The organism is Janthinobacterium agaricidamnosum (assembly GCF_003667705.1).
GTDB lineage: Bacteria > Pseudomonadota > Gammaproteobacteria > Burkholderiales > Burkholderiaceae_D > Janthinobacterium.
On record NZ_CP033019.1, the window covers coordinates 4,211,234 to 4,233,582 of the forward strand.

Genomic DNA, 22,349 nt, shown 5'->3' on the forward strand with positions numbered 1-22,349 from the left:
CCTTGGCGGTGCTGTCTGACTCTGCATATTCACCATGCGACTGGCTGCGGCCGTTTCACGGCGTGGCCACGCGCTACCTGCCGAACTACCTGGGCTGGCGCTGGATACCCGACGCCAGGCGCATCCGCTCACCGGCAACGTTATTGAAGGCGGCGCTGGGAGCATTCCCACACTTGACGGTGACATAGCCAAAAATAAACGCACGAGTAGCCGTGGGGCCGCCCGGCCCCGCAGCTTGGCGCGACGGCGCCATCTCGCCCACCGCCTCGTAGACTCGAGTCCGTTAGCGAGCGTATGTGTAGAATCGAACATACTTTGCGTAAATAGAAAGCTATTCTGTTGAAAAACAGGAGCTTGCCATGTCGTCCCACGCTTTCCCCCTGCCGTCCCACGCTGCACTGAGCGCCCTGCTGCAGCAGCAGGACAGCGCCTTTCTCCCCATCGAAGGCTTGCGGCGCCTGCGCGATGCGGGCTTGGACCAGCTGCCCCTGCCCGGCCACGGCGCCACCCTGCTGCGCTGGCAAATGCTGGCCGCCATCGCCGCCATCGACCTGTCCCTGCTCAAGCTGTATGAGGGCCATACCGATGCGCTGGCCATCCTGGCTGAAATCGACGGCCCCGGCGTGCCGGCCGGCAGCAGCTGGGGCGTATGGTGCGCGGAAATGCCGGGCGCGCGCGTGCAATTACAGCAGGCGGCCGATGGCCGCTATGTGCTCGATGGACGCAAGGCCTGGTGCTCCGGTGCGCATGGCCTCAGCCATGCCTTGGTCAGCTGCTGGAATGAGGACGGCCAGGCTTGCCTGGCCTCGATAGCCCTGTCGCAGCCGGGCGTGCACGTCACGGACCAGGGCTGGCAAGCCGTCGGCATGGCCGCCTGCGCCAGCGTCGAGGTGACCTTTTCCGCCGCGCGCGCCTTTCCCGTGGGCGCGCCGGGCGCATATCTGGCCCGTCCCGGCTTCTGGCATGGCGGCGCCGGCATCGCGGCCGCCTGGTACGGCGCCGCCTGCGCCATCGCCAGCCACCTGCACGCACGCGCGCAGCACGCCGCCCCCGATGCCGTGCGCCTGGCGCAGCTGGGCCAGATCGACTGTGCGCTGCGCGCCGCTGGCGCCCTGCTGCGCGAAGGCGCGGCGGAAATCGACGCCCATCCGCAGCGCGACGCCATGGGAATGGCCCTGCGCCTGCGACTGGCCGTGGAAGATGCCGCCACGCTGGCCCTGCTGCTGACCACGCGCGCGCTGGGCGCCGGGCCCCTGTGCCGCGACGCCCGTTTCGCGCGATTGGCGGCCGACCTGCCCGTGTTCCTGCGCCAGAGCCATGCCGAGCGCGATCAGGCCGTGCTCGGCGGTATCGTCGCCGGCGCCGAAGACCATCCGTGGGCGCTATGACATGCTGACCCTTGCCGATACGCATACGCGCCGCATCGAAGGTTGCGGCACGCCGGACCAGGTGTGGCAATCCTGGCCGGGGCTCAACGAGCTACCCGCAATCAGCGCCCACGCCCTGGTGCCGCCGGGGGCGCGTGCCGTCATCGTCGCGCCCCATCCCGACGATGAAGTCCTCGCCTGTGGCGGCTTGCTGCAACTGCTGGCGGCGCAGGGCAGCGAACTGCTGTTCGTCGCCGTCACCGACGGCGACGCCAGCCACCCGGGCTCGCCACTCTGGCCGCAGGAACGCCTGCGCCAGGTGCGTCCGCAGGAATCGGCGCTAGCGCTGCAGGCACTGGGACTGGCGCTGCCCGCGTGGCTGCGCCTGCACCTGCCCGATGGCGGCGTGGCCGGCAGGACGCCGCAGCTGAGCGCCACATTGGCAGCGCAGCTGCGGCCCGGCGACATCGTCTTCACCACCTGGCGCCTGGATGGCCACCCGGACCATGAAGCGTGCGGCTGGGCCTGCGCTTCGGCCTGCTCGGCCAGCGGCGCCACCCTGGTGGAAATGCCCGTCTGGGGCTGGCACTGGGCCGTGCCGGGCGACGCGCGCGTACCCTGGCACCGCGCGCGCCGGCTGCCATTGCCGGCCCCCCTCCTGCAGCGCAAACGCGCCGCCCTGCGTTGCTTCGCCAGCCAGATGCAGGATGACCCGTCGACGGGCAGCCCCGCCATCGTGGCAGGCGACGCCTTGCAGCGCCTGTTGCACGCGTGGGAGGTGTATTTTCTATGAGCGCCATTTCCACGCCCGACGACCAGCGCCGCAGCTATTTCGAACAACTGTATCGCCAGGATGCCGACCCGTGGCTGGTGCGCCAGCGCTGGTACGAGGAGCGCAAGCGCGCCCTGTTGCTGGCCAGCCTGCCGCAGCAACGCTACCGCCACGCATATGAACCGGGATGCGGCAATGGCGAGCTGACACTGGCGCTGGCACGGCGCTGCGAGCGCCTGCTGGCGGCCGACCTTTCGGCCGAAGCGCTGGGGCTCACGCAGCAGCGGCTGCTCGACGCCGGAGACGGCGGCAACGTCAGCCTCGCGCAGCACCGGCTGCCGCAGGACTGGCCGCGCATCGTGCCCGGCGCCGACAAGTTTGACTTGATCGTCCTCAGCGAGATCGCCTATTACCTGTCGCCGGAAGAGCTGGCGCGCGTGGTCGAACACTGCATCGCCAGCCTGGCGCCGGGCGGCAGCATCGCCCTGTGCCACTGGCGCGCGCCATTCGCGCAACGCATCATCTCGACCGTGCGCGTGCATGCGGCGTTCGAGGATGCGCCCGGCCTGCACCGCGTGCTGCGCCACGAAGAGACCGACTTCCTGCTGGGGATCTGGTCGAACGATGCGCGCTCGGTGGCGCAGCGCGAGGGCTTTGCATGATCGGCGTCGTGGTGCCCGTACATGACGAGGAAGCGTGCCTGGATGCCTGCCTGGAGGCATTGCGCCTTGCCGTCACCTGCCCCCGACTGTCCGGAGAAGCGGTGTGCATCGTCATCGTGCTCGACGCCTGCAGCGACCAGTCGCAACGCATCGTGCTGACGCACGCCATGCAGACGGACCTGCGCTGGCGCCTCGACTGTATCGCCGTCAATGTGCGTAACGTGGGCAGCGCGCGCGCCGCGGGCGCGCAGGAACTGCTGCAACGCGGTGCCCGCTGGCTGGCCTTCACGGATGCGGATACGCGCGTCTCGCCATCGTGGCTGAGTACACAGCTGGGCCTGAATGCCGATGCCGTCTGCGGCACGGTGGCCGTGGACGACTGGTCGCCGCACGGCGACAACGCCGGGGCGCTGCTTGCCCACTTCAGCCGCACCTATACCGATGCCGACGGCCACCGCCACATCCATGGCGCCAACTTCGGCGTGTGCGCCAGCGCCTACCTGCGCGCCGGCGGCTTCGCGCCACTGGCTTGCAGCGAAGACGTGGCCATGGTGGCCGCGCTGCAAGCGTGCGGCGCGCACATCGCCTGGAGCGCCGCGCCGCGCGTCACCACCAGCGCCCGCCGCCATGCCAGGGCACGGGGCGGCTTTGGCGATACCTTGCAGCAGGTGGTGGCGGAGATGGAAGCGTCACCACACCTGACTTAGAACCTGTCCCAGCGGATGCATACATCCCCTGGGACAGGCTCTTAGCGCATCGCCTCCTGCAAGCCCGGCGCAAACTCGGCGCCATGCTTGACCTGCGCGGTGGATGCCTTCAGGGTGGCCCCGATCGGCTCGGCGCGGCCCGCCAGGCATTGCCCCAGGAAGTTTTCCGTCACGGCATTGAAGGCGATGTTGTTGACGGGCCGGGCAAAGCCATGGCCCTCATCGGGGAACAGCACATAGGTGACGGGAATATTCTTCGCCGCCATGGCCGCCACGATCTGGTCCGATTCAGCCACGTTGACTCTCGGGTCGTTCGCTCCCTGGCCGATCAGCAGCGGGCGCTGGATATTCTGCGCAAAGTTCAGCGGCGAGCGTTCCTTGAGCAGCGCCTTGCCCTCTTCCGTGGTCGGGTCGCCCATGCGTTTGTAGAACTGCTGCTTGCCCGCTTCCCAGTACGGCGGGATGGTTTGCAGCAAGGTAAACAGGTTCGACGGGCCGACGATGTCGACGCCGCAGGCAAACGTCGTCGGCGTGAACGCCATGCCGGCCAGGGTGGCGTAGCCGCCGTAGGAGCCGCCCATGATGGCCACCTTGTCGGCGCTGGTCACGCCGCTTTTCACCGCCCATTGCACCGCATCGAGCAAATCGTCATGCATCTTGCGGCCCCACTGCAAGTCGCCGGCCGAGATGAATTGCTTGCCGAAGCCCGTCGAGCCGCGGAAGTTCACCGACAGCACGGCATAGCCGCGGTTGGCCAGCCACTGATGGTAACCGTTATAGCCATAGGTGTCGCGCGCCCACGGTCCGCCGTGCACCAGCAGCACCATCGGCACCGCCTGCGTGGCCTTGCCGCCGGCGCCCGCCTTCGACGCCTGCGGCAGGGTCAGGTAAGACACGAGGTTCAGGCCGTCGCGCGCCTTGATTTGCTGCGGATACATGGGCACCAGCGGCGCGCCTTCCAGTTCCGGACGCGTCACGTACAGCCGCGTGAGCTTTTTGGTCTTGCGCTCGTATAGCCAGCTCGATGGGGGCGCCGTGACGGCATCGACATTCACCAGCCATTTATCGTCGGCATCCGTGCGCGAGGTCACCGTGAACTGGCCCTGGGTATTTTTCTTCAGGAAGTCCAGGTCGGCTTTCAGGTCGTCCGCCAACGGCAGATATTCCTGCTGCAGATAATTGACCGCATAGGCCTGCACCCGGCCCGTGCGCGTGTCGTACAGCGCATCGGCGATGTCGGCGCGCGGGTCTTGCGCCATGACCGTGGTCTTGCCGCTGGCCACGTCCTGCGCCAGCAGCGCCGAGGTATTGCGGCCGCGCGAATCGGTCCAGTACAAGGTCTTGCCGTCGACCGTAAACGCCAGCGGCGCCGTCGTCTGCGAGTCTTCCAGACCGACTTCGGTCAGCGGCGTGCTCTCGACCTTGCCGTCCGTCAGGCGAAAATACTGCATGCCGCCATCGGCGCGCGCCTTGCTGGCCATACGCAGATTGAGCAATTCATCGGCCAGGTAGCCGCCATAGCCATCGTTCTGCTGCACCAGGGTCAGCTTGCCGCTGGCCAGGTCCAGGCTGTACACGTCGTGCCAGCGCGCATCGCGGTTATTGATGCCGACGAGAATCCGGTCCTTGACCTTGCTGCTGATCTGGACGATGCGCACGCGCGTCTTCTCGAACGGCGTGTAATTGACCTGCTTGCCGGTCGCCACGTTCACGCCGTACAGCAGGAAATTCTCGTCGCCGCCCTTGTCCTGGATGAACAGCAGGGTTGTCGAATCGGGCGACCAGAAGCTGCCGCGGATGGGACGCACCTTTTCTTCCGTCAACGGCCGCGCCTGCGCCAGGTCGCCGGCCGGCGCCACCCACACATTGAGCACGCCATCGCGCGGCGCGATCCACGACAGCCAACGTCCATCGGGGCTGAGCTTGCCGCCGGACTTGCTGGGATTGCCGAACAGCTTGGTGCGCTCGATCAGCGGCGTTTCCTTGACAGGGGCTTGGGCATGCGCCGGCAGGGCGCTGGCGAACAACAGGGCAGGCAGGACATAGCGAATCATGGACACCTCATGGTTGTGGGATGAAGGAAAACATAATCATGGTGCATGTGCCAGCAAATCATAGGTCAAAGCCGTGCTGCCAGGTTGATGACAGCGACAGGGGACGAAAATCGGGGCACAGGAAGGTGGAAAGGAGGGATGAACTGCATAGCAGATGATGCATGCCCGCATGGCGACGGCGGACAGTTCGGATGTGGCTTGCGTTCAACCGTGCAGCACCGGGGCAGCGGTCGCACCGTGCTGCGGCAGTTCCACGCGAACTTTTAAAGCGATAACGAGAGCGGCGAACAGCATCACAACGCCAGCAATAATGAAAACGCCTGTCACTCCACCAAAGCCGAACATAATGCCACCCAATGCAGCGCCGGCAGCTATTGAAGATTGCACCGCAGCGACGACCATGCCGCCTGCTGTCTCCGCTTGATCCGGGACAGCACGGGCTACCCAGTTGGACCAGGCGACAGGTACGCCGCCGAACGCCAGGCCCCACAGAGCGACCAAAAACATCAGGCCTGTTCCCTGGACTGGCAGCAGGATCATGCCGAATGCCGCCAAGCCCACCAGCGCAGGCATGAGCACTAAAGTGGCACGCAGGCTACGCTCCATTAGCCAGCCGGCCAGCAGCGTGCCAACGAAGTTGGCGACACCAAAACCCAGGAGCATCAGAGACAAACCATTTACATCTATATGGACAACGCTTTCAAGAGCGGGGCGAATATAGGTGAACAATGCATATTGCCCGGTATGGGCCAGTACGCAGCCCAACATCCCGATCCCGATCCCCGGGCGACGGAGCAATCGCAGCACCGATGTGGTACGCGTCATCGTGCGCGGCGCCATACGGGGCAGCGTGAACAATTGAAACAAAAGTGTCAGCCCTCCGACAGCCGCGGCTGCTATAAATGCACTGCGCCAGCCATATATGCCCCCTAAGTAGCTGCCCAACGGTACGGAAACGACCGTCCCGATGGCGATGCCGCTGAATATGATGGATAGCGCTCGCGGCACCAGCTTTGCCGGCACCAGTCGCATGGCCACGGCTGCCGTCATGCTCCAGAAGCCTCCTAACGCGACGCCCAGAAGAATGCGCATCACCAATAATACTGTCAAGCTTGAGGACAACGCCACCAGCAAGTTGGAGGCGATCATCAGCACCGTGAAAGCCAACAAGACGACACGCCGGTCAAAATTACGCGTTAGAACTGGCACCGACAGCCCGGCGAACATGGCCACTACGGCCGTCACCGTCACTGCCTGACCAGCTAGTGCCTCCGATACGCCAAGATCGAAGGCCATCGGGGTCAGCAGACTGGCTGGCAGGTACTCCGCCGTCAGTAAACCGAAAACCCCCATGGCCAGTGAAAACACTGCCATCCATGCCGCTGTCGCTGGCTCTGGAACAGACACATCGTTCGCGTTGGGCGTTTGCTCGGTAGCAAAAACATCGTTGTTCATCTCTAAAATCCCTAAAACAATCGGAGTCGAAAGTCTAGAGGTAAAATGCAGGATGATCTATGATGGCAAGTCCGGATGTTTTGATCGAAACACCTAAAATGAGCAAGCAAAATCAAATTTTTCCATTATCTAATCTCGTCAATGAACTATTGACAGGCATGCGCCTGCGTGGAGTCCAGTACCGGCGTATTCAGACCGGTCCAGCTTTCGGCATAGGCTTTGAAGACAGGCCAGGCCACGCCTACTTCCACTTCCTCGCTGTTGGCACTGCCTTCCTGTGTACCGATGATGGTGAGTTGCATAAGCTGTCCGCCGGTAGCGCGGTGTTCATGCCTCACGGCAGGAGACATCAGCTTCTATCGGATGCGGGTATTGCATTTCAGGACATCGAAAAGTTCGATGTCGCGCCCCTGGGTGAATCCGTTAGCGGAGTAGACACATGTCCCAGTACGCACCCCGTGCCCAGTGCCGTTATTTTTTACGGCTGCATGGAATTCGATCTCGGCGGGATGCAAGGGATCGGCAAGCTGATGCCAACTGTCATGGTGGCCGACACGCAAGCGCAAGGCTATCCCGGGTTGCTGCCTGTTCTTGATTCAATGAAGCGTGAAATCTGTGCCGGCCGTATTGGCTTTGCAGGCATTCTGGCTCGCCTGGCGGAGGTCGCGGCAGCAATGATCGTGCGCGGCTGGATTGAATGCGGTTGTGAAAACGCTTCCGGTCTCCTCGCCGCCTTGCGTGATCCGCGCCTTGCTCGCGCCATATTGGCGCTGCACCGCCAGCCTGGTCGTGAATGGACAGTTGCGCAGTTGGCTGCGGAGTGCCATATCTCTCGCTCTGTTTTCGCCCAACGCTTTGAAACCACCATCGGAGTGCCGCCCTTGCGCTATGCCACGGAATTGAGAATGCGCCTTGCGAGACAATTGCTCACTCACGAAAGCGTGTCCATCGACGTCGTCGCCCGACGCCTTGGCTATACATCGCAAGCCGCGTTCAGTCGTGCTTTTAAGCGCGTCATCGGCACGCCGCCGGGTGCCTGTCGGCAAATGCTTTGAGGAGAATAGCGGAGGGAAGCGCTGATCAATCCATTTTTCAGCGACATAACCGCACGGTGCGTTACGACTGGTTGGCCCATTATTTGTTTGAAACGCTCGAGGATATCGAGGATTTGGCAACCCGCTGGCTGTGGACTGGCAATCACGACCGGCCGAACACGGCACTTGACGCCATCACGCCAAAACAAAAGCTTGCCATGGCCGCTCAAGCGCTACTTTTAACGCGCTCTAAGAGGGATTACCATCCATGCCTGCGAAGGGAAATGGCCGAATAGACGGCACACCTCTTCGGGAATGAGGTCGTCGCCAAATAATCGTAGCGACGCTTCACATCTGTTGATGAAGCCCATCTGTCTCCCTGTTCACGACTGACCGCTTGTGGCCGGAGGCTGCTTAAAAGGCGTCACCTAAGCATAGCGGACGCGCAGCGTCTCACTTTACAAGCGCTCGTCGTTAGAACCATGGATCGAAGTACTCGGAAGCAGAAGCCTTGCCTCCCTCATTGGCGCACCAAACCGTAACACGGCGCCTGACGTTGACAGCACCAACACCAAGCCGCCCTTGATTGTTATTTGATCAAATGGATTGGATTGATCAGAAACAAACGTCCAAACAGGTTCATGATTTTGCAGCGATTCCAAAACGACTACGCCGATTGAGCCGTGTTCCGCAGCCTCTCCGCACTTAACCATGTACTGTCCACCATACAACTCTTCTTGCGCCAGAATCGCGACATTGAGCCAACCGCCAAGTTCCTGTTTTTCACGTACCCTGGCCATTCTGGTTGCGTGCACGTCGTAGAGATCACCATTGCTGCACAGAAGGCCATTGCAGCTTCGCACCTCCTGGTTCTTCCACTTTGTTGCCATCACCGTCATTGATTCCATACTTAGAAATGGGCAACTGCATGCCCGGAATTAAACAAGCTCTATTCTATCGGGCGGCTGCTCTTGCAGTCGTTAGCGTCGCTGAAAGTAGCCGGGGAAAATTCGACGCAGAATCGACTTGCGTTCAGAATCGTTGAAGACGCTTGTGTTCTTGCGCGTAAAGGCAGGCAAGCAGCAGCGCATGCCTGTTCAACGTCCGCTCCCGGCCCAACAGCAGCTTTCCAATATCTTTTTCTGCGCACTTAATCAATGCCCATTTCATCCAGCCAAGATTCAAGTCCGAGCTCTTTTGCGGTTTGGATAAGGCATTTCTTTTCCTCGACGGAAGTTTTTTTCAACTCCGCTGAAATCTCTTCGAGTACCGCGACATCGTCGTCCAAGGCGTCGCCGGCTCGACTATTTATATATTGTGTGGCGAAAATTATGGCGCGTGCAAGTGTTTTGATATGACTCTCCGTGAATCGAAAAATATGCTCATCGGCGTCCGTCTTTGGCCGCTAGCGGCCCATGAGCATAACGACTTAGCAAGCGAGAAAAGTCACGTATTGTCACGTCAACGCGAATGACTGTTCCTGGCCGATGTCAGCCCTACGGCGTACGGCAACTGTCGCCCCAGAGCAGAGGCAGAGCGCCACATGTTTAATCGTGCAAAACAATCTGAACTTCGATGCTTCGCGTTGTCGCCAGCGCGCGGAGAAAGGTGCGGAGCATTCGAATCTCATCGCCAATCGCGCCGCTAGCACTTGGCAGGCCACAGACTAACACCCGCGCAGGTAATGCACACTCGCTGGCATTACAGAGCATATCTTGAAGGAAGACCCAAGTTATTTCCCTATCGATTGGCACGCCAAAAGCGACCGCAACGGATTGACGAACGAACAAAGCATTCTTGGCGTAGGTAAGATCTATCGTTACTTGCTTGGTGCACATATTTGTCGAGTCAATCATGGCCTGGCGCAGCTCTAACGCAGCGTCCGCTTCTGTAAACGGAAAAACCCAGTACCGATATTATACAAACGTATAATAAACAGTACTGGGTTTCTATACAGCTTGCGCTGTAACTCCTTGAATCTAATGGTCGGGGCGAGAAGATTCGAACTTCCGACCCCATGCACCCCATGCATGTACGCTACCAGGCTGCGCTACGCCCCGACGAGGTGGGAATTATAGCAGACGCTTTTAGGTTTTTGCCATGCTTTTGCGCGCGATTCATGTCGATCTGCGCAAACTTTTTTGCATGTCCCGCTCAAGCGCCCTATTCGCTCAGCAGCAGCGCCGTCAGGACGATGCGAAAGCCCGCGATCAGCGGTTCGACCTTCACGTCCGGATGGTGAATGAAGCGCACGGGCAAGCCCTGATACAGCGCCACCAGGGCATCGAGGCGCCCCTGCAGCATTTCCTCGTCGGCCGGCAAGCCGCGCTTGATGCGCGCATCCCGGATGATGGAGAGAAATAACTGGCGCGAACGCCGGTCCGAGCATTGCAGCATTTCCGCGATCGCCGGATTGCGCGACGCTTCGGCAAAGATTTCCAGCGGCATCATCCACGTGGTCGGGTCCAGCGCTTCGAGCACATGCTCGCCCGCATTGTCGATCACGGCCTGCAGCGGGTCTTCGCGCTGCGCCAGGTCCTGCATCAAATTGGAGACGCGCTCCGTATTCTGCATGACGAAGGCGGCGATGATCGCATCCTTGCTGTCAAAATAATTATAGATGTGGCCCGCGCTCATGCCGGCCGCCTTCGATATCTCGGCCATGCTGGCGCCGTGGAAACCGCGGCGGCTGAAGCAGCTTTCGGCCGCATCGAGCACCTGCTTGCGCCGCGTGTTGGCGCGCTCGGGATCCGGATGCTTCTTTTCAACTTGGTTCATGACTTTTCCAGTAGCGCGCCGGCCCTGCCCTTGCGGGCAAGGCCGGCGTCGGCGTCCCCGTGATTATTGGGCGCCGCCAGCCGCCGCGACGGCTGCCTGCTCAGGCTGCCAACCGCCGCCCAGCACCTTGTACAAGGTGACCAGGTTGGTCGATTTGGCCAGGCGCGCCGTGATCAGGCTTTGCTGCGCCGTGTACAGCGCGCGCTGGGCCACCAGGGCGTTCAGGTAGGACTCGGCGCCCTGCTTGTAGCGCGCATCGTGGATGGTGTAGCTCTTCGTCGACGCCTCGACCAGCGAGACCTGCGACTGCAGGCGCTCGTCGATGGTGCCGCGCTGGGCCAGCGCATCGGACACTTCGCGGAAGGCGACCTGGATCGCCTTTTCGTATTGCGCCACGGAGATTTCACGCTGCACCTTGGCGATATCGAGGTTGGCGCGGTTCACGCCGCCATCGAAGATCGGCAAGCTGATCTGCGGCAGGAAACTCCACGTGCCGCTGCCCGCCTTGAACAGGCCCGACAGGTTGTCGCTGACCGAACCGGCCGTGGCCGTCAGCGAAATGCGCGGGAAGAAAGCCGCGCGCGCCGCGCCGATGTTGGCATTGGCGGCGCGCAAGGTGCGCTCCGCCGCCAGCACGTCGGGACGGCGTTGCAGCACGTCCGACGGCACGCCGGACGGAATGTCCGTCAGCGCCGTCACGGTGCCGAACTCGGCTGGCGGCAGCAGGTCGGCCGGCACGGGGCCGCCCACCAGCAAGACCAGCGCGTTCTGGTCCAGCGCCACCTGGCTCGTGTAGACAGCCACGTCGGAACGGGCCGACTCGACGCTGGTCTGGGCATCGTACTTGTCCAGGCCCGAGGTGGCGCCCGCGCTGAAGCGGCGCACGGCCAGGTCGTACGACGACTGCTGGCTCTTCAAGGTGTCCTGCGCCACGCGCAGACGCTGCTGGTCGGCCACCAGGTTCAGATAGGTGCTGGCCACTTCGGCCACCAGGCTGATCTGCTGCGCACGGCGTGCTTCTTCCGTGCCCAGGTATTGTTCCAGCGCACTGTCTGACAGGCTGCGCACGCGGCCGAAGAAGTCCAGCTCGTAGGCCGATACGCCCAGGTTCGCCGTGTACTGGCGGTTGATGGACGCTTCGCCCGTCGGGCTGGCGTTTTTCGAAATGCGCGTGGCCGATTGGCCGCCCGACGCCGACAGGGTCGGGATCAGGGCGGCGCGTTCGATGCCGTACGTGGCGCGCGCCTTCTCGATGTTCAGGATCGAGACGCGCAGGTCGCGGTTGTTGGCCAGCGCCAGTTCCAGTACCTGGCGCAGGCGCGCATCGGCAAAGAACTCGCGCCAGGCGATGTCCGCCACCGGCTTGGCGTCGGCGGCGGCCGTGTCGGCCTTGTAGGAAGGGCCCGTCGGCCACGCCGTGGGCGCCGGCGCTGCCGGACGCTCGTACGTGGGAGCCAGGCTGCAACCGGCCAGCAAGGCCAGCGCCGCCATGGAGAGTAGTGATTTTTTCATATTAATGTGCATCCTTGGAAAGCGTGACGGCTGGCGAACCAGGCGTCGCCGGCGTGGCGGGCGCGTCCGGCTTCGAGAAGAAGCCGCGCACCAGCACGAAGAACACCGGCACGAAGAAGATACCGAGGAACGTGGCCGTCAACATACCGCCCAGCACGCCGATACCGATGGCGTTCTGGCTGCCGGAACCGGCGCCGCTGGAAATGGCCAGCGGCAACACGCCCAGGCCGAAGGCAATCGAGGTCATCAGAATCGGACGCAGACGCAGACGCACCGCGTGCAAGGTCGCGTCCAGCAGCGACATGCCCGATTCCTGCATTTCCTTGGCAAATTCCACGATCAGAATGGCGTTCTTCGCCGACAGACCCACCACCGTGAGCAAGCCCACCTGGAAGTACACGTCGTTCGACAGGCCGAACAGCCACGTGCCGAGCACGGCGCCGATCACGCCCAGCGGCACGACCAGCAGCACCGAGAATGGAATCGACCAGCTTTCATACAGCGCAGCCAGGCACAGGAAGACGATCAGCAGCGACAGCGCGTACAGCTGCGGCGTCTGCGAACCGGATTCGCGCTCTTCCAGCGACACGCCGGTCCAGCTGAAGCCGATGCCAGGCGGCAGCTTGGCCACCATCTCTTCCATCGCGTTCATGGCGGCGCCCGTGCTCTGGCCCGGTGCCGGCGTACCGAGGATCTCTACCGACGGCAAGCCGTTGTAGCGTTCCAGGCGTGGCGACGCGTAAATCCACTTGCCGGTGGCAAAGGCGGAGAACGGCACCATCTGGCCAGCCGTGTTGCGCACGAACCACTTGTTCAAGTCTTCCGGCAGCATGCGCGATTCGGCATTGCCTTGCATGAACACTTTCTTCACGCGGCCACGGTCGAGGAAGTCGTTCACATACGAGCTACCCCAGCCCACGCTCAGCACGCGGTTGATTTCCGATATCTGCAAGCCCAGCGCGGTGGCTTTCTGCTGGTCGATGTCGATCTTGTACTGCGGCGTATCTTCCTGGCCGTTCGGGCGCACGCCCACCATGGCCGGGTTTTGCGACGCCATGCCCAGCAACTGGTTACGCGCCGCCATCAGGGCGTCATGGCCGACACCGCCGATATCCTGCAGCTGCATGTCGAAACCGGTGGCGTTACCCAGTTCCAGCACGGCAGGCGGGGCGAACGTAAATACCATCGCATCCTTGATCTGCAACAACTTGCCCATGGCGCGGCCGGCCACGGCCGGCGCTTTCTGCGCCACGTCCTTGCGCAGCGACCAGTCTTTCAGGCGCACGAAGGCGATACCCGTATTCTGGCCGTTACCGCCGAAGCTGAAACCGGCGACGGCAAACACGGAAGCGACGTTGTCCTTCTCGCTGTTCATGAAGTGGTCTTCAACCTGTTCGATCACCTTCAGGGTGCGCTCTTGCGTGGCGCCCGTCGGCAATTGAATCTGCGTAAACAGGATGCCCTGGTCTTCTTCCGGCAGGAAGGAGGTCGGCAGGCGCATGAAGATGAACACCAGGCCAGCCAGCAGCAGCACGTACAGCAGCATCGAGCGGAAACGGTGCGTGATCATGGCGCCGACCCAGCCCTGGTATTTATTGCTGCTGCGGTCGAAGCTGCGGTTGAACCAGCCGAAGAAACCCTTGTTCGTCGCGTGATGGCCCTTCTCTACCGGTTTCAACAGGGTGGCGCACAAGGCTGGCGTAAACACCAGCGCGACGACGACGGACAGCACCATCGACGAGACGATCGTGATCGAGAACTGACGGTAAATCACGCCCGTCGAACCGCCGAAGAAGGCCATCGGCACGAACACGGCCGACAGCACCATGGCGATACCGACCAGCGCGCCCGTGATCTGCGTCATGGACTTGCGCGTCGCTTCCAGCGGCGACAAGCCCTCTTCGCTCATCACGCGCTCGACGTTTTCCACCACCACGATCGCATCATCGACCAAGAGACCAATGGCCAGCACCATGGCGAACATGGTGAGCGTATTGATCGAATAGCCGAAGGCATTCAGGATGCCGAAGGTACCGAGCAGCACGACCGGCACGGCCATGGTCGGAATCAGGGTGGCGCGGAAGTTTTGCAGGAACAGGTACATCACGAGGAATACCAGGATGACGGCTTCGACCAGGGTCTTGACCACTTCCTCGATCGACAGTTTCACGAACGGGGTGGTGTCGAACGCCACCTGGTAGCTCATGCCTTCAGGGAATTGCTTGCTCAAGTTGCCCAGCATGGCTTTCGCCGCATTGGCCGTATCGAGCGCGTTGGCGCCCGTCGCCAGCTTGATCGCCACGCCGGTGGCCGCATGGCCGTTGTAGCGGGCCACGGTGTTGTAGTTCTCGCGGCCCAGTTCCATGCTGGCCACGTCCTTCAGGTACACCATGGCACCGTTGGTCGTGGTTTTCAGCAAGATGGCGCCGAACTGCTCCACCGTTTGCAAACGGCTTTGCGCCGACACGGTGGCGTTCAGCTGCTGACCCTTGACGGACGGCGTGCCGCCCAGTTCACCGGCCGACACTTCCGCATTCTGCGCCTGCACGGCCGTGATCACGTCCGCCGGGGTCAGGTTAAAACTTTGCAGCTTGGCCGGGTCGAGCCAGATACGCATGGCGTACTGCGAACCGAACAGGGTCACGTCGCCCACGCCGGCAACACGGCTCAGCGGATCGACGACGTTGGCGGCCACATAGTCGCTCAAGTCGGTCTGGTCCATCTTGCCGTTTTCGGAAATGAAGCCGAACACCATCAGGAAGTTCTTCGTGGCTTTCGACACGACAAGACCCTGTTGCGTGACAGCCGTCGGCAGCAGCGGCGTGGCCAGCTGCAGCTTGTTCTGTACCTGCACCTGGGCGATGTCGGGATTGGTGCCGCTGGTAAACGTCAAGGTGATGCTGATGCCGCCAGTCGCATCGCTCGACGAGGACATGTAGCGCAAGCCGTCGATACCCTTCATCTTTTGTTCGATGACCTGGGTGACCGCATCTTCCACGGTCTTGGCGGAGGCGCCAGGGTAGGAGCCGCTGATCGAAATCGACGGCGGAGCGATGCTCGGGTACTGCGCGATCGGCAGGCTGAGGATCGAAATCACGCCGGCAAGCATGATGACGATCGCGACCACCCAGGCAAAAATCGGGCGGTCAATGAAAAAACGGGCCATTAATATTCTCCTGAATTAGTGGGCGCTGGCAGCCGATGCGGCGGCAGAAGCGGCAGCGGCGGGCGCTGGCGCAGGAGCAGCTTCGGCCTTGGCCGGCACGGCAACGGCTGGCGCGCCTGGCTTGACTTTTTGCAAGCCTTCCACGATCACGCGGTCGCCTGCGGCCAGGCCGGACGTCACCAGCCAGTTGGTGCCGATGGTGCCGCTGGTGGTCAGCACGCGCTGCTCGACCTTGTTTTCCTTGTTCAGGATCAGGGCCGTGGCCTGGCCCTTCTGGTTGCGCGTCACGCCCACTTGCGGCACGGTAATGGCTTTCTCATCGACGCCCGTTTCCAGCTGCGCACGCACGTACATACCTGGCAGCAATTCGCCTTTCGGGTTCGGGAACAGCGCGCGCAAGATCACGTTGCCGGTGGTCGGATCGACCGTCACGCCGGCAAACTGCAGCTTGCCCGATGCGCCGTACTTGCTGCCGTCCGGCAGGATCAGGTCGACCTTGGCCTGGCCTTCGCCCACTTTCTTCAGTGAGCCGTCGGCCATCTGGCGTTTCAGGCGCAGCAGGTCGGTGCTCGACTGGGTCACGTCGACATAGATCGGATCGAGTTGCTGCACGGTGGTCAGCGCTTCGGCCTGGCCTGCCGTCACCAGCGCGCCGGCCGTCACGGTCGAGCGGCTGGTGCGGCCGCTGATCGGCGCCGTCACGGTGCTGTAGCGCAGGTTGATGTTCGCCGATTCCAGCGCCGCAGTGGCGGACTCGACGTCTGCCTTCGCTTGCTCGAACGCGGCGACGGCATCATCGTACTCCTGGCGGCTGACGCCTTCGATGGCCACCAGCTCCTTGTAGCGCGACGCTTTCGGACCGGCCGTCAGCAGGTTGGCCTTGGCTTTCGACAGGGCAGCCTTGGCCGAATTGGCGGCGGCTTGGTAAGTAGCGGAATCGATCTGATACAGGGCCGTGCCCGCTTTCACATCGCTACCCTCGACGAACAGGCGCTTCTGGATCAAGCCGCCCACTTGCGGGCGCACATCGGCGACCTGGTAGGCATTCGTGCGGCCGGGCAATTCGGCGCTCATCGGCAACGCGGCCGGATTAACAGTAAACACGACCACCTGCGGCGCTTGCTGCGCGTGAGGTGCTTCCTGTTTTTTACTGCAGCCGGCCATGATTACAGTGGCGCACAGAACGGCAATAGCGCCGCTCGTACGCGGCGACGTCAGGGAAAAGGTTGGTTGCATCTTGGACTTTCTGAAAAAGAAGCTGGCTAGTGTCGTTAGAAATGACTAAATTTATTAACGCAGATCAAAGAATGAACGATCATTCTAAAATCGTCAAGCAGCGTTACAATTGAAACAAAGTAACCTTTAAGCGTTTTTTGTTGCTAATGATGCAATTAAATGGCGACAACAACAGCAGGTGCGCACCAGCAGGATCCATCGGAAATTCAGGCCGGCGGCGGCAAAACGGCAAAGCGGGAGAGTTGGATTGAATCAATACTTTAGCAGGGTCAAGATTTCTTTGCTGAGCCTGACGACAAGTGTGCAACACTGCCGGCCCCGGCTTGCATGGCGCCCGTGATTATTTACCAATGGTATCGAAAAGACATGCCGCAGCGGACGCGCTAATATATTGACCACAGCGTGGCGAAGCGAGGACGCGATGACGACAGCACAGGCGCAAGGAACGGCGCAAGACGATGGCGCGGGCGGCCTGGACGCGCCGCCACTGCTGTCGACGGGCATTCCCGGTCTCGACACCATACTGACGGGCGGCCTGCTGCCCGAGCGCCTGTACCTGCTCGAAGGCGTGCCAGGCACAGGCAAGACCACGCTGGCGCTGCAGTTTCTGGCCGAAGGGGCGCGCAAGGGCACGCCCGTGCTGTATATCGCCCTGGCCGAATCGGAAATCGAGCTGCGCGCCGCGGCCCTGTCGCACGGCTGGGACCTGGCCGGCATCGCCATCGAAGAAGTGGCGCCCAGCGACGATATACTCGACCCCGAGCGCCAGTACACGATCTTCCACCCGTCGGAAATCGAACTGGCCTCGACCAACCAGCGCATCCTGGCCGCCATCGAAAAGCACCGTCCGGCCCGCCTCGTGCTCGATTCGCTGTCCGAACTGCAGCTGCTGGCGGAAAACCCCTTGCGCTACCGGCGCCAGGTCGTGGCGTTGAAACAATACCTGGCCAGCCGGCACTGCACCACCGTGCTGATCGACGACCGTTCCGCGCTGGACGACGGCTTGCAAGTGCGTAGCGTGGCCCATTGCGTGATCTCGCTGGAGCTGCAAAACCAGGACTATGGCAATGACCGGCGCCGCGTGCGGGTAGTGAAATACCGGGGCGTGGCGTTTCGCAGCGGCACGCACGACTACAAGATCGCCCGTGACGGCCTGGTCGTCTATCCCCGTCTGGTGGCGGCCGACACGCGCCGCGATGGCGGCCATCGGCGCCTGTCGAGCGGCGTGCCTGAACTCGACGCCATGATAGGCGGCGGCCTGGAAGAAGGCATGAGCACGCTCCTTTCCGGCCCCGCCGGCAGCGGCAAGTCCACCCTGGCGGCGCAATTCGTGCACGCGGCCACCGCGCGCGGCGAACCGTGCGCCATGTTCCTGTTCGAGGAAGCGCGCAGCAAGCTCGTAACCCGGGCCGACAGCGTGGGCATGCGCCTGCAGGAGGCGCTCGACACGGGTTTGCTGAGCGCACAGCAGATCGATCCGGCCGAGATGACACCGGGCGAATTCGCCCAGGCCGTGGTCGACGCGGCGCAGCGGGGCGCCAGGGTGATCGTCATCGATAGCCTGAACGGCTACATGCATGCGGTGCCCGATGAACGCTTCCAGAGCACCTACCTGCATGAACTGCTCAATTACCTGAGCCAGCACGGCGTGGCCACCCTGCTCGTCGGCGTGCAGCAAAACATGCTGGGCACCTCGATGACGACGGCGGCCGACGCCAGCTACCTGGCCGACAGCGTCATCATGCTGCGCTACTACGAAACGGAAGGCGAGGTGCGGCAAGCCATTTCCGTCTTCAAGAAACGCGACAGCGCGCACGAGCGCACCATCCGCCGTTTCGAGATCAGCCCGCAGGGCATCCGCATCGGCCCGGCCCTGGCCGGCTTTCACGGCATCTTGTCGGGCTTGCCCACCATCGGCGGCACGCCTTTCCCTTAGGAATAGCCATGGAGCAGCGCATCCTGATCTACGCGCCTGCCGGCCAGGATGCCGCCCTGGCCGGCACGGTATTGGCGGGCAGCGCCATCGCCAGCCACGCCTGCCGCTCGCCCGGCGAACTGGCCGAGCAGCTGGCGCTGGGCGCCGGCGGCGTGCTGACGGTGGAAGAGGCGCTGCATGCTGGCGTCTACACCGTGCTCGACGCTTATGCCCGGCAGCAGCCGGACTGGTCCGACTTGCCCATCATCCTGCTGACGCACGCGGGACTCGATTCCCTGCCCGTGCGGCAAGCTATTTCCACCCTGGGCAACCTGACCCTGCTGGAACGCCCCGTGCACATCCTGACCCTGATCACCTCGGCGCACGCCATGCTGCGCGCGCGCCAGCGCCAGTACCAGTTGCGCGAGACGCAGCGGCGCAAGGACGAATTCATTGCCAGCCTCGGCCATGAACTGCGCAATCCGCTGGCGCCCATCAAGTCGTCGGTAACCCTGCTCAAGCACCTGTTTCCGGCATCGGCGCAGGTCGGCAAGGTGAGCGACGTGATCGAACGCCAGGTGACGCACCTGACGCGGCTGGTGGACGACTTGCTCGACGTGGCGCGCATCAGCAGCGGCAAGGTCCTGCTGCAGCGCAAGGAGTTTGAGTTACAGCAAGTGCTCGAGCATGTCATCGAACTATGCCTGCCTGCGGCCAGCAGCCGGCACATCCGCATCACCGTCGATCTACCGCCGCATGCCGTGACATTGCACGCCGACTATGCCCGGGTGGTGCAGGTCTTTGCCAATATCGTCTCGAATGCCGTGAAATTCACGCCGGACGGCGGGCTCATCCACATTACGGCACGCCTGGCGCAGGGCCAGTTGCAGGTGATGATCGAAGACAATGGCATCGGCATCGACCCGGACGCCATCGCGCGCATCTTTTCCATGTTTGAACAGGGACGCACGGTGGCGGGCCAGATGACCAGCGGCCTGGGCATCGGCCTGAGCCTGGCGCGCCAATTTGCCGAAATGCATGGCGGCAGCATCGAGGCCTACAGCGACGGCCCCGGACGTGGCAGCCGCTTCATCGTCACCCTGCCGGCCAGCGCCGGCGGTCCCGCACCCGCCACGCCGTCCGCCGCCAGAAGCGGCACGCCCGCCGGCGCGGGCCAGCCCGTGCCAGTGCTGGTGGTGGACGACAACCGCGACGCGGCCGATTCCCTGCAAAGCCTGTTCCAGCTCGAGGGCTATGCGGCCCAGGTCGCGTATGGCGGCGCGCAGGCGCTGGCAGCCGTGGAGATGGCGTGGCCGCAACTGGTGGTGATGGATCTGGGCATGCCGGACATGGATGGCTACGAGGCGGCGCGCCAGATCCGCCAGCGCGCGCACGGGCGCGACGTGCTGATGATCGCCTTGACTGGCTGGGGCCAGGGCGAGGCGCGCGCGCGCACCGAGCAAGCCGGTTTCGACCATCACCTGACGAAACCCGTGGATTTCGACGCCATCACCGCCCTGCTGCGCGCCCACCTGGCGCGGCAGGAAGGGACGGCTACGCAAACGCCATAGCGCTTATTTCCACTTGCCGCGCAGTTCCTGCACCTTTTGCTGCAACAGTTCCGGCGTGGCGGCCTCGGGCGCCACGGGCATGCCCACGGCCAGCGACAGACGCGAGCGCAAGCCCGCCTTGAAGGCGCGCTCGAACAAATGGCCGTTGCGATGGCTCAACAGATGGCCCCACAAGCCGCGCAGCGCCAGCGGAATCACGGGTACCTTGCTGCGCTCGACGATCTTGGCGATGCCGCCCTTGAATTCGCTGATCTGGCCCGTGCGCGTCAACTTCCCTTCGGGGAAAATGCAGACGAGTTCGCCTTGATGCAGCGCTTGCGCGATATCGATGAAGGCCTTTTCCATCAGGAAAGGATCTTCCTTGGCCGGCGCGATGGGAATCGCCTTGGCCGTGCGGAAAATCCAGCCCATCAGCGGCATCTTGAAGATACGGTGGTCCATGACGAAGCGGATAGGACGGGGGCTGGCCGCCATGATGACGATGGCGTCCACGTAGCTGACGTGGTTGCAAACCAGCACGGCCGCGCCTTCCGCAGGGATGCGCTCGCCATCGACGACTTTGACCCGGTGCACGGTCTGGATGAGTATCCACGCCAGGAAGCGCATGAGGAATTCCGGCACCAGCGAGAAGATGTAGGCAGCCACCAGCGCATTCAGAATCGCCGTGACGAGGAACAGCTGGGGTATGGTGAAGCCTCGTCCCAGCAGCACGATGGCCACGCCGGCGGCCGCCACCATGAACAGGGCGTTCAGGATATTCATGCCGGCAATCGTGCGCGAAATGTGTTTGGGGTCGCAGCGCGTCTGTATCAGGGCGAACAGGGGCACGATGAAGAAGCCGCCGAACACGCCGATCATGACGATGTCGATCAGGATGCGCGGCACGCCCGCCTGGCCCACAAACGCCAGCGCGTCGACGATGTGCGTATTCGCATACGCATTGCTGGCGAAATACAGGTCGATGCCGAACAGCGACAGGCCGATGGAGCCGAACGGCACCAGGCCGATCTCGATCTTGTGGCCCGACAGCCGCTCGCACAGCAGGGAACCCGTGCCGATGCCGACGGAAAACACCGTCAGCAGCAGCACGAACACGCTGTGGTCGCCATGCAGGAAATCCTTCGAATACACGGGAAACTGGGCCAGGATCAGGGCGCCGTAAAACCAGAACCAGGAGTTGCCCAACATGGCCAGGAAGACGGGACGGTTCTTGCGCGAAAAATTCAGGTTGCGCAACGATTCGGCGACAAAATTCAGACTCACCTTCAAGTCCGGCTCGGGCGCGGGCGTGCGCGGCACGCGGTAGCTGGCGATCAGACCGAAGACAGCCACGGCGATGGTCGCGCCGGCCACCAGTTCCACGCCCAGCGGCTTGTGCACGATCAGCACGGCGCCGAGGATTTCACCCAACAAGATGCCGACAAAGGTGCCCATCTCGATCAGGCCATTGCCACCGACCAATTCCTCGGGTTTGAGCTGCTGCGGCAGATACGCATACTTGACGGGACCGAACAGGGTCGAATGCACGCCCATGCCCACGACGGCCGCCACCAGCAGCCACAGCGTGTGCGTCATCCAGCCGGCGGCGGCCACGGCCATGATGGCCAGTTCCATCCATTTCACGAAACGGGCCAGGCCCGCCTTTTCAAACTTGTCGGCCAGCTGGCCGGCCGTGGCCGAAAACACGACGTAGGGCAGGATGAACAGGCCGGGAATCAGATTCGTGATGGTGGACGGGTCGAGCGTGGTCCAGCTCAGCGCATCGTAGGCGAGGATCACCATCAGGGCCGTCTTGAACAGATTGTCGTTGAAGGCGCCAAAGAACTGGGTCCAGAAGAAGGGCCCGAAACGGCGCTGCGACAATAAGGAAAACTGGCTGCTTTGACTCATGGCATGGGGAACCGGCAATTAAGGAATTGCTAAAATACAGCACTATCTTGCGCGCGACAATCTGAATGTCGTCATATTGCTTGGCGTCAATACGAGAAACAGCCAGCCACGCCATGCTGGCATGTCTTCCTGATGCCGCCCCTGGTACTTGCCCTGACGCAACAGAAATCGCCAGTCTCTTGATAATAAGGTAATGTGCGCATACTTCGGGCGCCTTCGCCCTGCCCTTC

17 protein-coding genes, 1 tRNA gene and 2 pseudogenes are annotated in these 22,349 nt (G+C 62.6%); 9 read left to right on the forward strand and 11 right to left on the reverse strand.

What is annotated here, in order from left to right; all coding sequences use genetic code 11:
- Positions 1 to 41 precede the first annotated feature (41 nt).
- The 5 genes and pseudogenes from D9M09_RS19095 to D9M09_RS19115 form a co-directional block, all read left to right on the forward strand.
- Positions 42 to 188: pseudogene (locus tag D9M09_RS19095) on the forward strand (IS1595 family transposase); the annotation flags it as partial.
- A gap of 171 nt (positions 189 to 359) precedes the next feature.
- Positions 360 to 1,388, forward strand: coding sequence for an acyl-CoA dehydrogenase (locus tag D9M09_RS19100; protein ID WP_070310289.1), 1,029 nt, complete (start codon positions 360 to 362; stop codon positions 1,386 to 1,388).
- A gap of 1 nt (position 1,389) precedes the next feature.
- The gene (locus D9M09_RS19105; protein WP_121670142.1) at positions 1,390 to 2,160 is read left to right on the forward strand and encodes a PIG-L deacetylase family protein; all 771 of its coding nucleotides are present in this window, start codon (positions 1,390 to 1,392) and stop codon (positions 2,158 to 2,160) included.
- Entirely contained in the window at positions 2,157 to 2,801 is a 645-nt protein-coding gene (locus D9M09_RS19110) for a class I SAM-dependent DNA methyltransferase (protein WP_121670143.1), read from the forward strand. Before D9M09_RS19105 ends, D9M09_RS19110 begins: the two co-directional genes overlap by 4 nt.
- Complete coding sequence (locus D9M09_RS19115) at positions 2,798 to 3,508, forward strand: glycosyltransferase (protein ID WP_070219169.1); 711 nt, start codon at positions 2,798 to 2,800, stop codon at positions 3,506 to 3,508. Before D9M09_RS19110 ends, D9M09_RS19115 begins: the two co-directional genes overlap by 4 nt.
- 41 nt (positions 3,509 to 3,549) lie before the next feature.
- Here D9M09_RS19115 and D9M09_RS19120 read toward each other — a convergent pair whose 3' ends face one another.
- Positions 3,550 to 5,562 carry a S9 family peptidase gene (locus tag D9M09_RS19120; RefSeq protein ID WP_121670144.1) on the reverse strand — a complete coding sequence of 671 codons (2,013 nt, stop codon included), beginning with the start codon at positions 5,560 to 5,562 and terminating at the stop codon, positions 3,550 to 3,552.
- A gap of 204 nt (positions 5,563 to 5,766) precedes the next feature.
- Entirely contained in the window at positions 5,767 to 7,017 is a 1,251-nt protein-coding gene (locus tag D9M09_RS19125) for an MFS transporter (RefSeq protein WP_121670145.1), read from the reverse strand.
- 59 nt (positions 7,018 to 7,076) lie between these two features.
- On the opposite strand from D9M09_RS19125, the gene D9M09_RS19130 reads away from it, so the two are divergent.
- Entirely contained in the window at positions 7,077 to 8,072 is a 996-nt protein-coding gene (locus D9M09_RS19130; RefSeq protein ID WP_121670146.1) for an AraC family transcriptional regulator, read from the forward strand.
- Positions 8,054 to 8,278: pseudogene (locus tag D9M09_RS29755) on the forward strand (integrase core domain-containing protein); the annotation flags it as partial. The gene D9M09_RS19130 and the pseudogene D9M09_RS29755, both read left to right, overlap by 19 nt.
- Before the next feature lie 231 nt (positions 8,279 to 8,509).
- On the opposite strand, the gene D9M09_RS19140 reads toward D9M09_RS29755, so the two are convergent.
- From D9M09_RS19140 to D9M09_RS19170, 8 genes are all read right to left on the reverse strand, one after another.
- On the reverse strand, positions 8,510 to 8,950 hold the full coding sequence (locus D9M09_RS19140) for a hypothetical protein (protein ID WP_070310282.1): 441 nt from the start codon (positions 8,948 to 8,950) through the stop codon (positions 8,510 to 8,512).
- 251 nt (positions 8,951 to 9,201) lie between these two features.
- Complete coding sequence (locus D9M09_RS29155) at positions 9,202 to 9,339, reverse strand: hypothetical protein (RefSeq protein WP_162995750.1); 138 nt, start codon at positions 9,337 to 9,339, stop codon at positions 9,202 to 9,204.
- A 259-nt stretch (positions 9,340 to 9,598) separates the two neighbouring features.
- The gene (locus tag D9M09_RS19145) at positions 9,599 to 9,907 is read right to left on the reverse strand and encodes a hypothetical protein (protein ID WP_162995751.1); all 309 of its coding nucleotides are present in this window, start codon (positions 9,905 to 9,907) and stop codon (positions 9,599 to 9,601) included.
- Positions 9,908 to 10,034: 127 nt separating this feature from the next.
- A tRNA-Pro gene (locus D9M09_RS19150) sits at positions 10,035 to 10,111 on the reverse strand.
- A 103-nt stretch (positions 10,112 to 10,214) separates the two neighbouring features.
- Entirely contained in the window at positions 10,215 to 10,829 is a 615-nt protein-coding gene (locus tag D9M09_RS19155; protein ID WP_070219162.1) for a TetR/AcrR family transcriptional regulator, read from the reverse strand.
- A gap of 63 nt (positions 10,830 to 10,892) precedes the next feature.
- A complete protein-coding gene (adeC, locus tag D9M09_RS19160; RefSeq protein WP_121670149.1) occupies positions 10,893 to 12,341 on the reverse strand; it encodes an AdeC/AdeK/OprM family multidrug efflux complex outer membrane factor in 1,449 nt (482 codons plus the stop codon).
- Between the two features lies 1 nt (position 12,342).
- Complete coding sequence (locus D9M09_RS19165) at positions 12,343 to 15,507, reverse strand: efflux RND transporter permease subunit (protein ID WP_070219160.1); 3,165 nt, start codon at positions 15,505 to 15,507, stop codon at positions 12,343 to 12,345.
- A gap of 15 nt (positions 15,508 to 15,522) precedes the next feature.
- A complete protein-coding gene (locus tag D9M09_RS19170; RefSeq protein WP_121670150.1) occupies positions 15,523 to 16,743 on the reverse strand; it encodes an efflux RND transporter periplasmic adaptor subunit in 1,221 nt (406 codons plus the stop codon).
- 421 nt (positions 16,744 to 17,164) lie between these two features.
- On the opposite strand from D9M09_RS19170, the gene D9M09_RS19175 reads away from it, so the two are divergent.
- Both D9M09_RS19175 and D9M09_RS19180 read left to right on the forward strand, forming a co-directional pair.
- A complete protein-coding gene (locus D9M09_RS19175) occupies positions 17,165 to 18,679 on the forward strand; it encodes an ATPase domain-containing protein (RefSeq protein WP_121670151.1) in 1,515 nt (504 codons plus the stop codon).
- 8 nt (positions 18,680 to 18,687) lie between these two features.
- Entirely contained in the window at positions 18,688 to 20,229 is a 1,542-nt protein-coding gene (locus tag D9M09_RS19180) for a hybrid sensor histidine kinase/response regulator (RefSeq protein ID WP_121670152.1), read from the forward strand.
- 3 nt (positions 20,230 to 20,232) lie between these two features.
- On the opposite strand, the gene D9M09_RS19185 is transcribed toward D9M09_RS19180, so the two are convergent.
- Positions 20,233 to 22,119 carry an MFS transporter gene (locus tag D9M09_RS19185; RefSeq protein WP_121670153.1) on the reverse strand — a complete coding sequence of 629 codons (1,887 nt, stop codon included), beginning with the start codon at positions 22,117 to 22,119 and terminating at the stop codon, positions 20,233 to 20,235.
- Positions 22,120 to 22,349 lie beyond the last annotated feature (230 nt).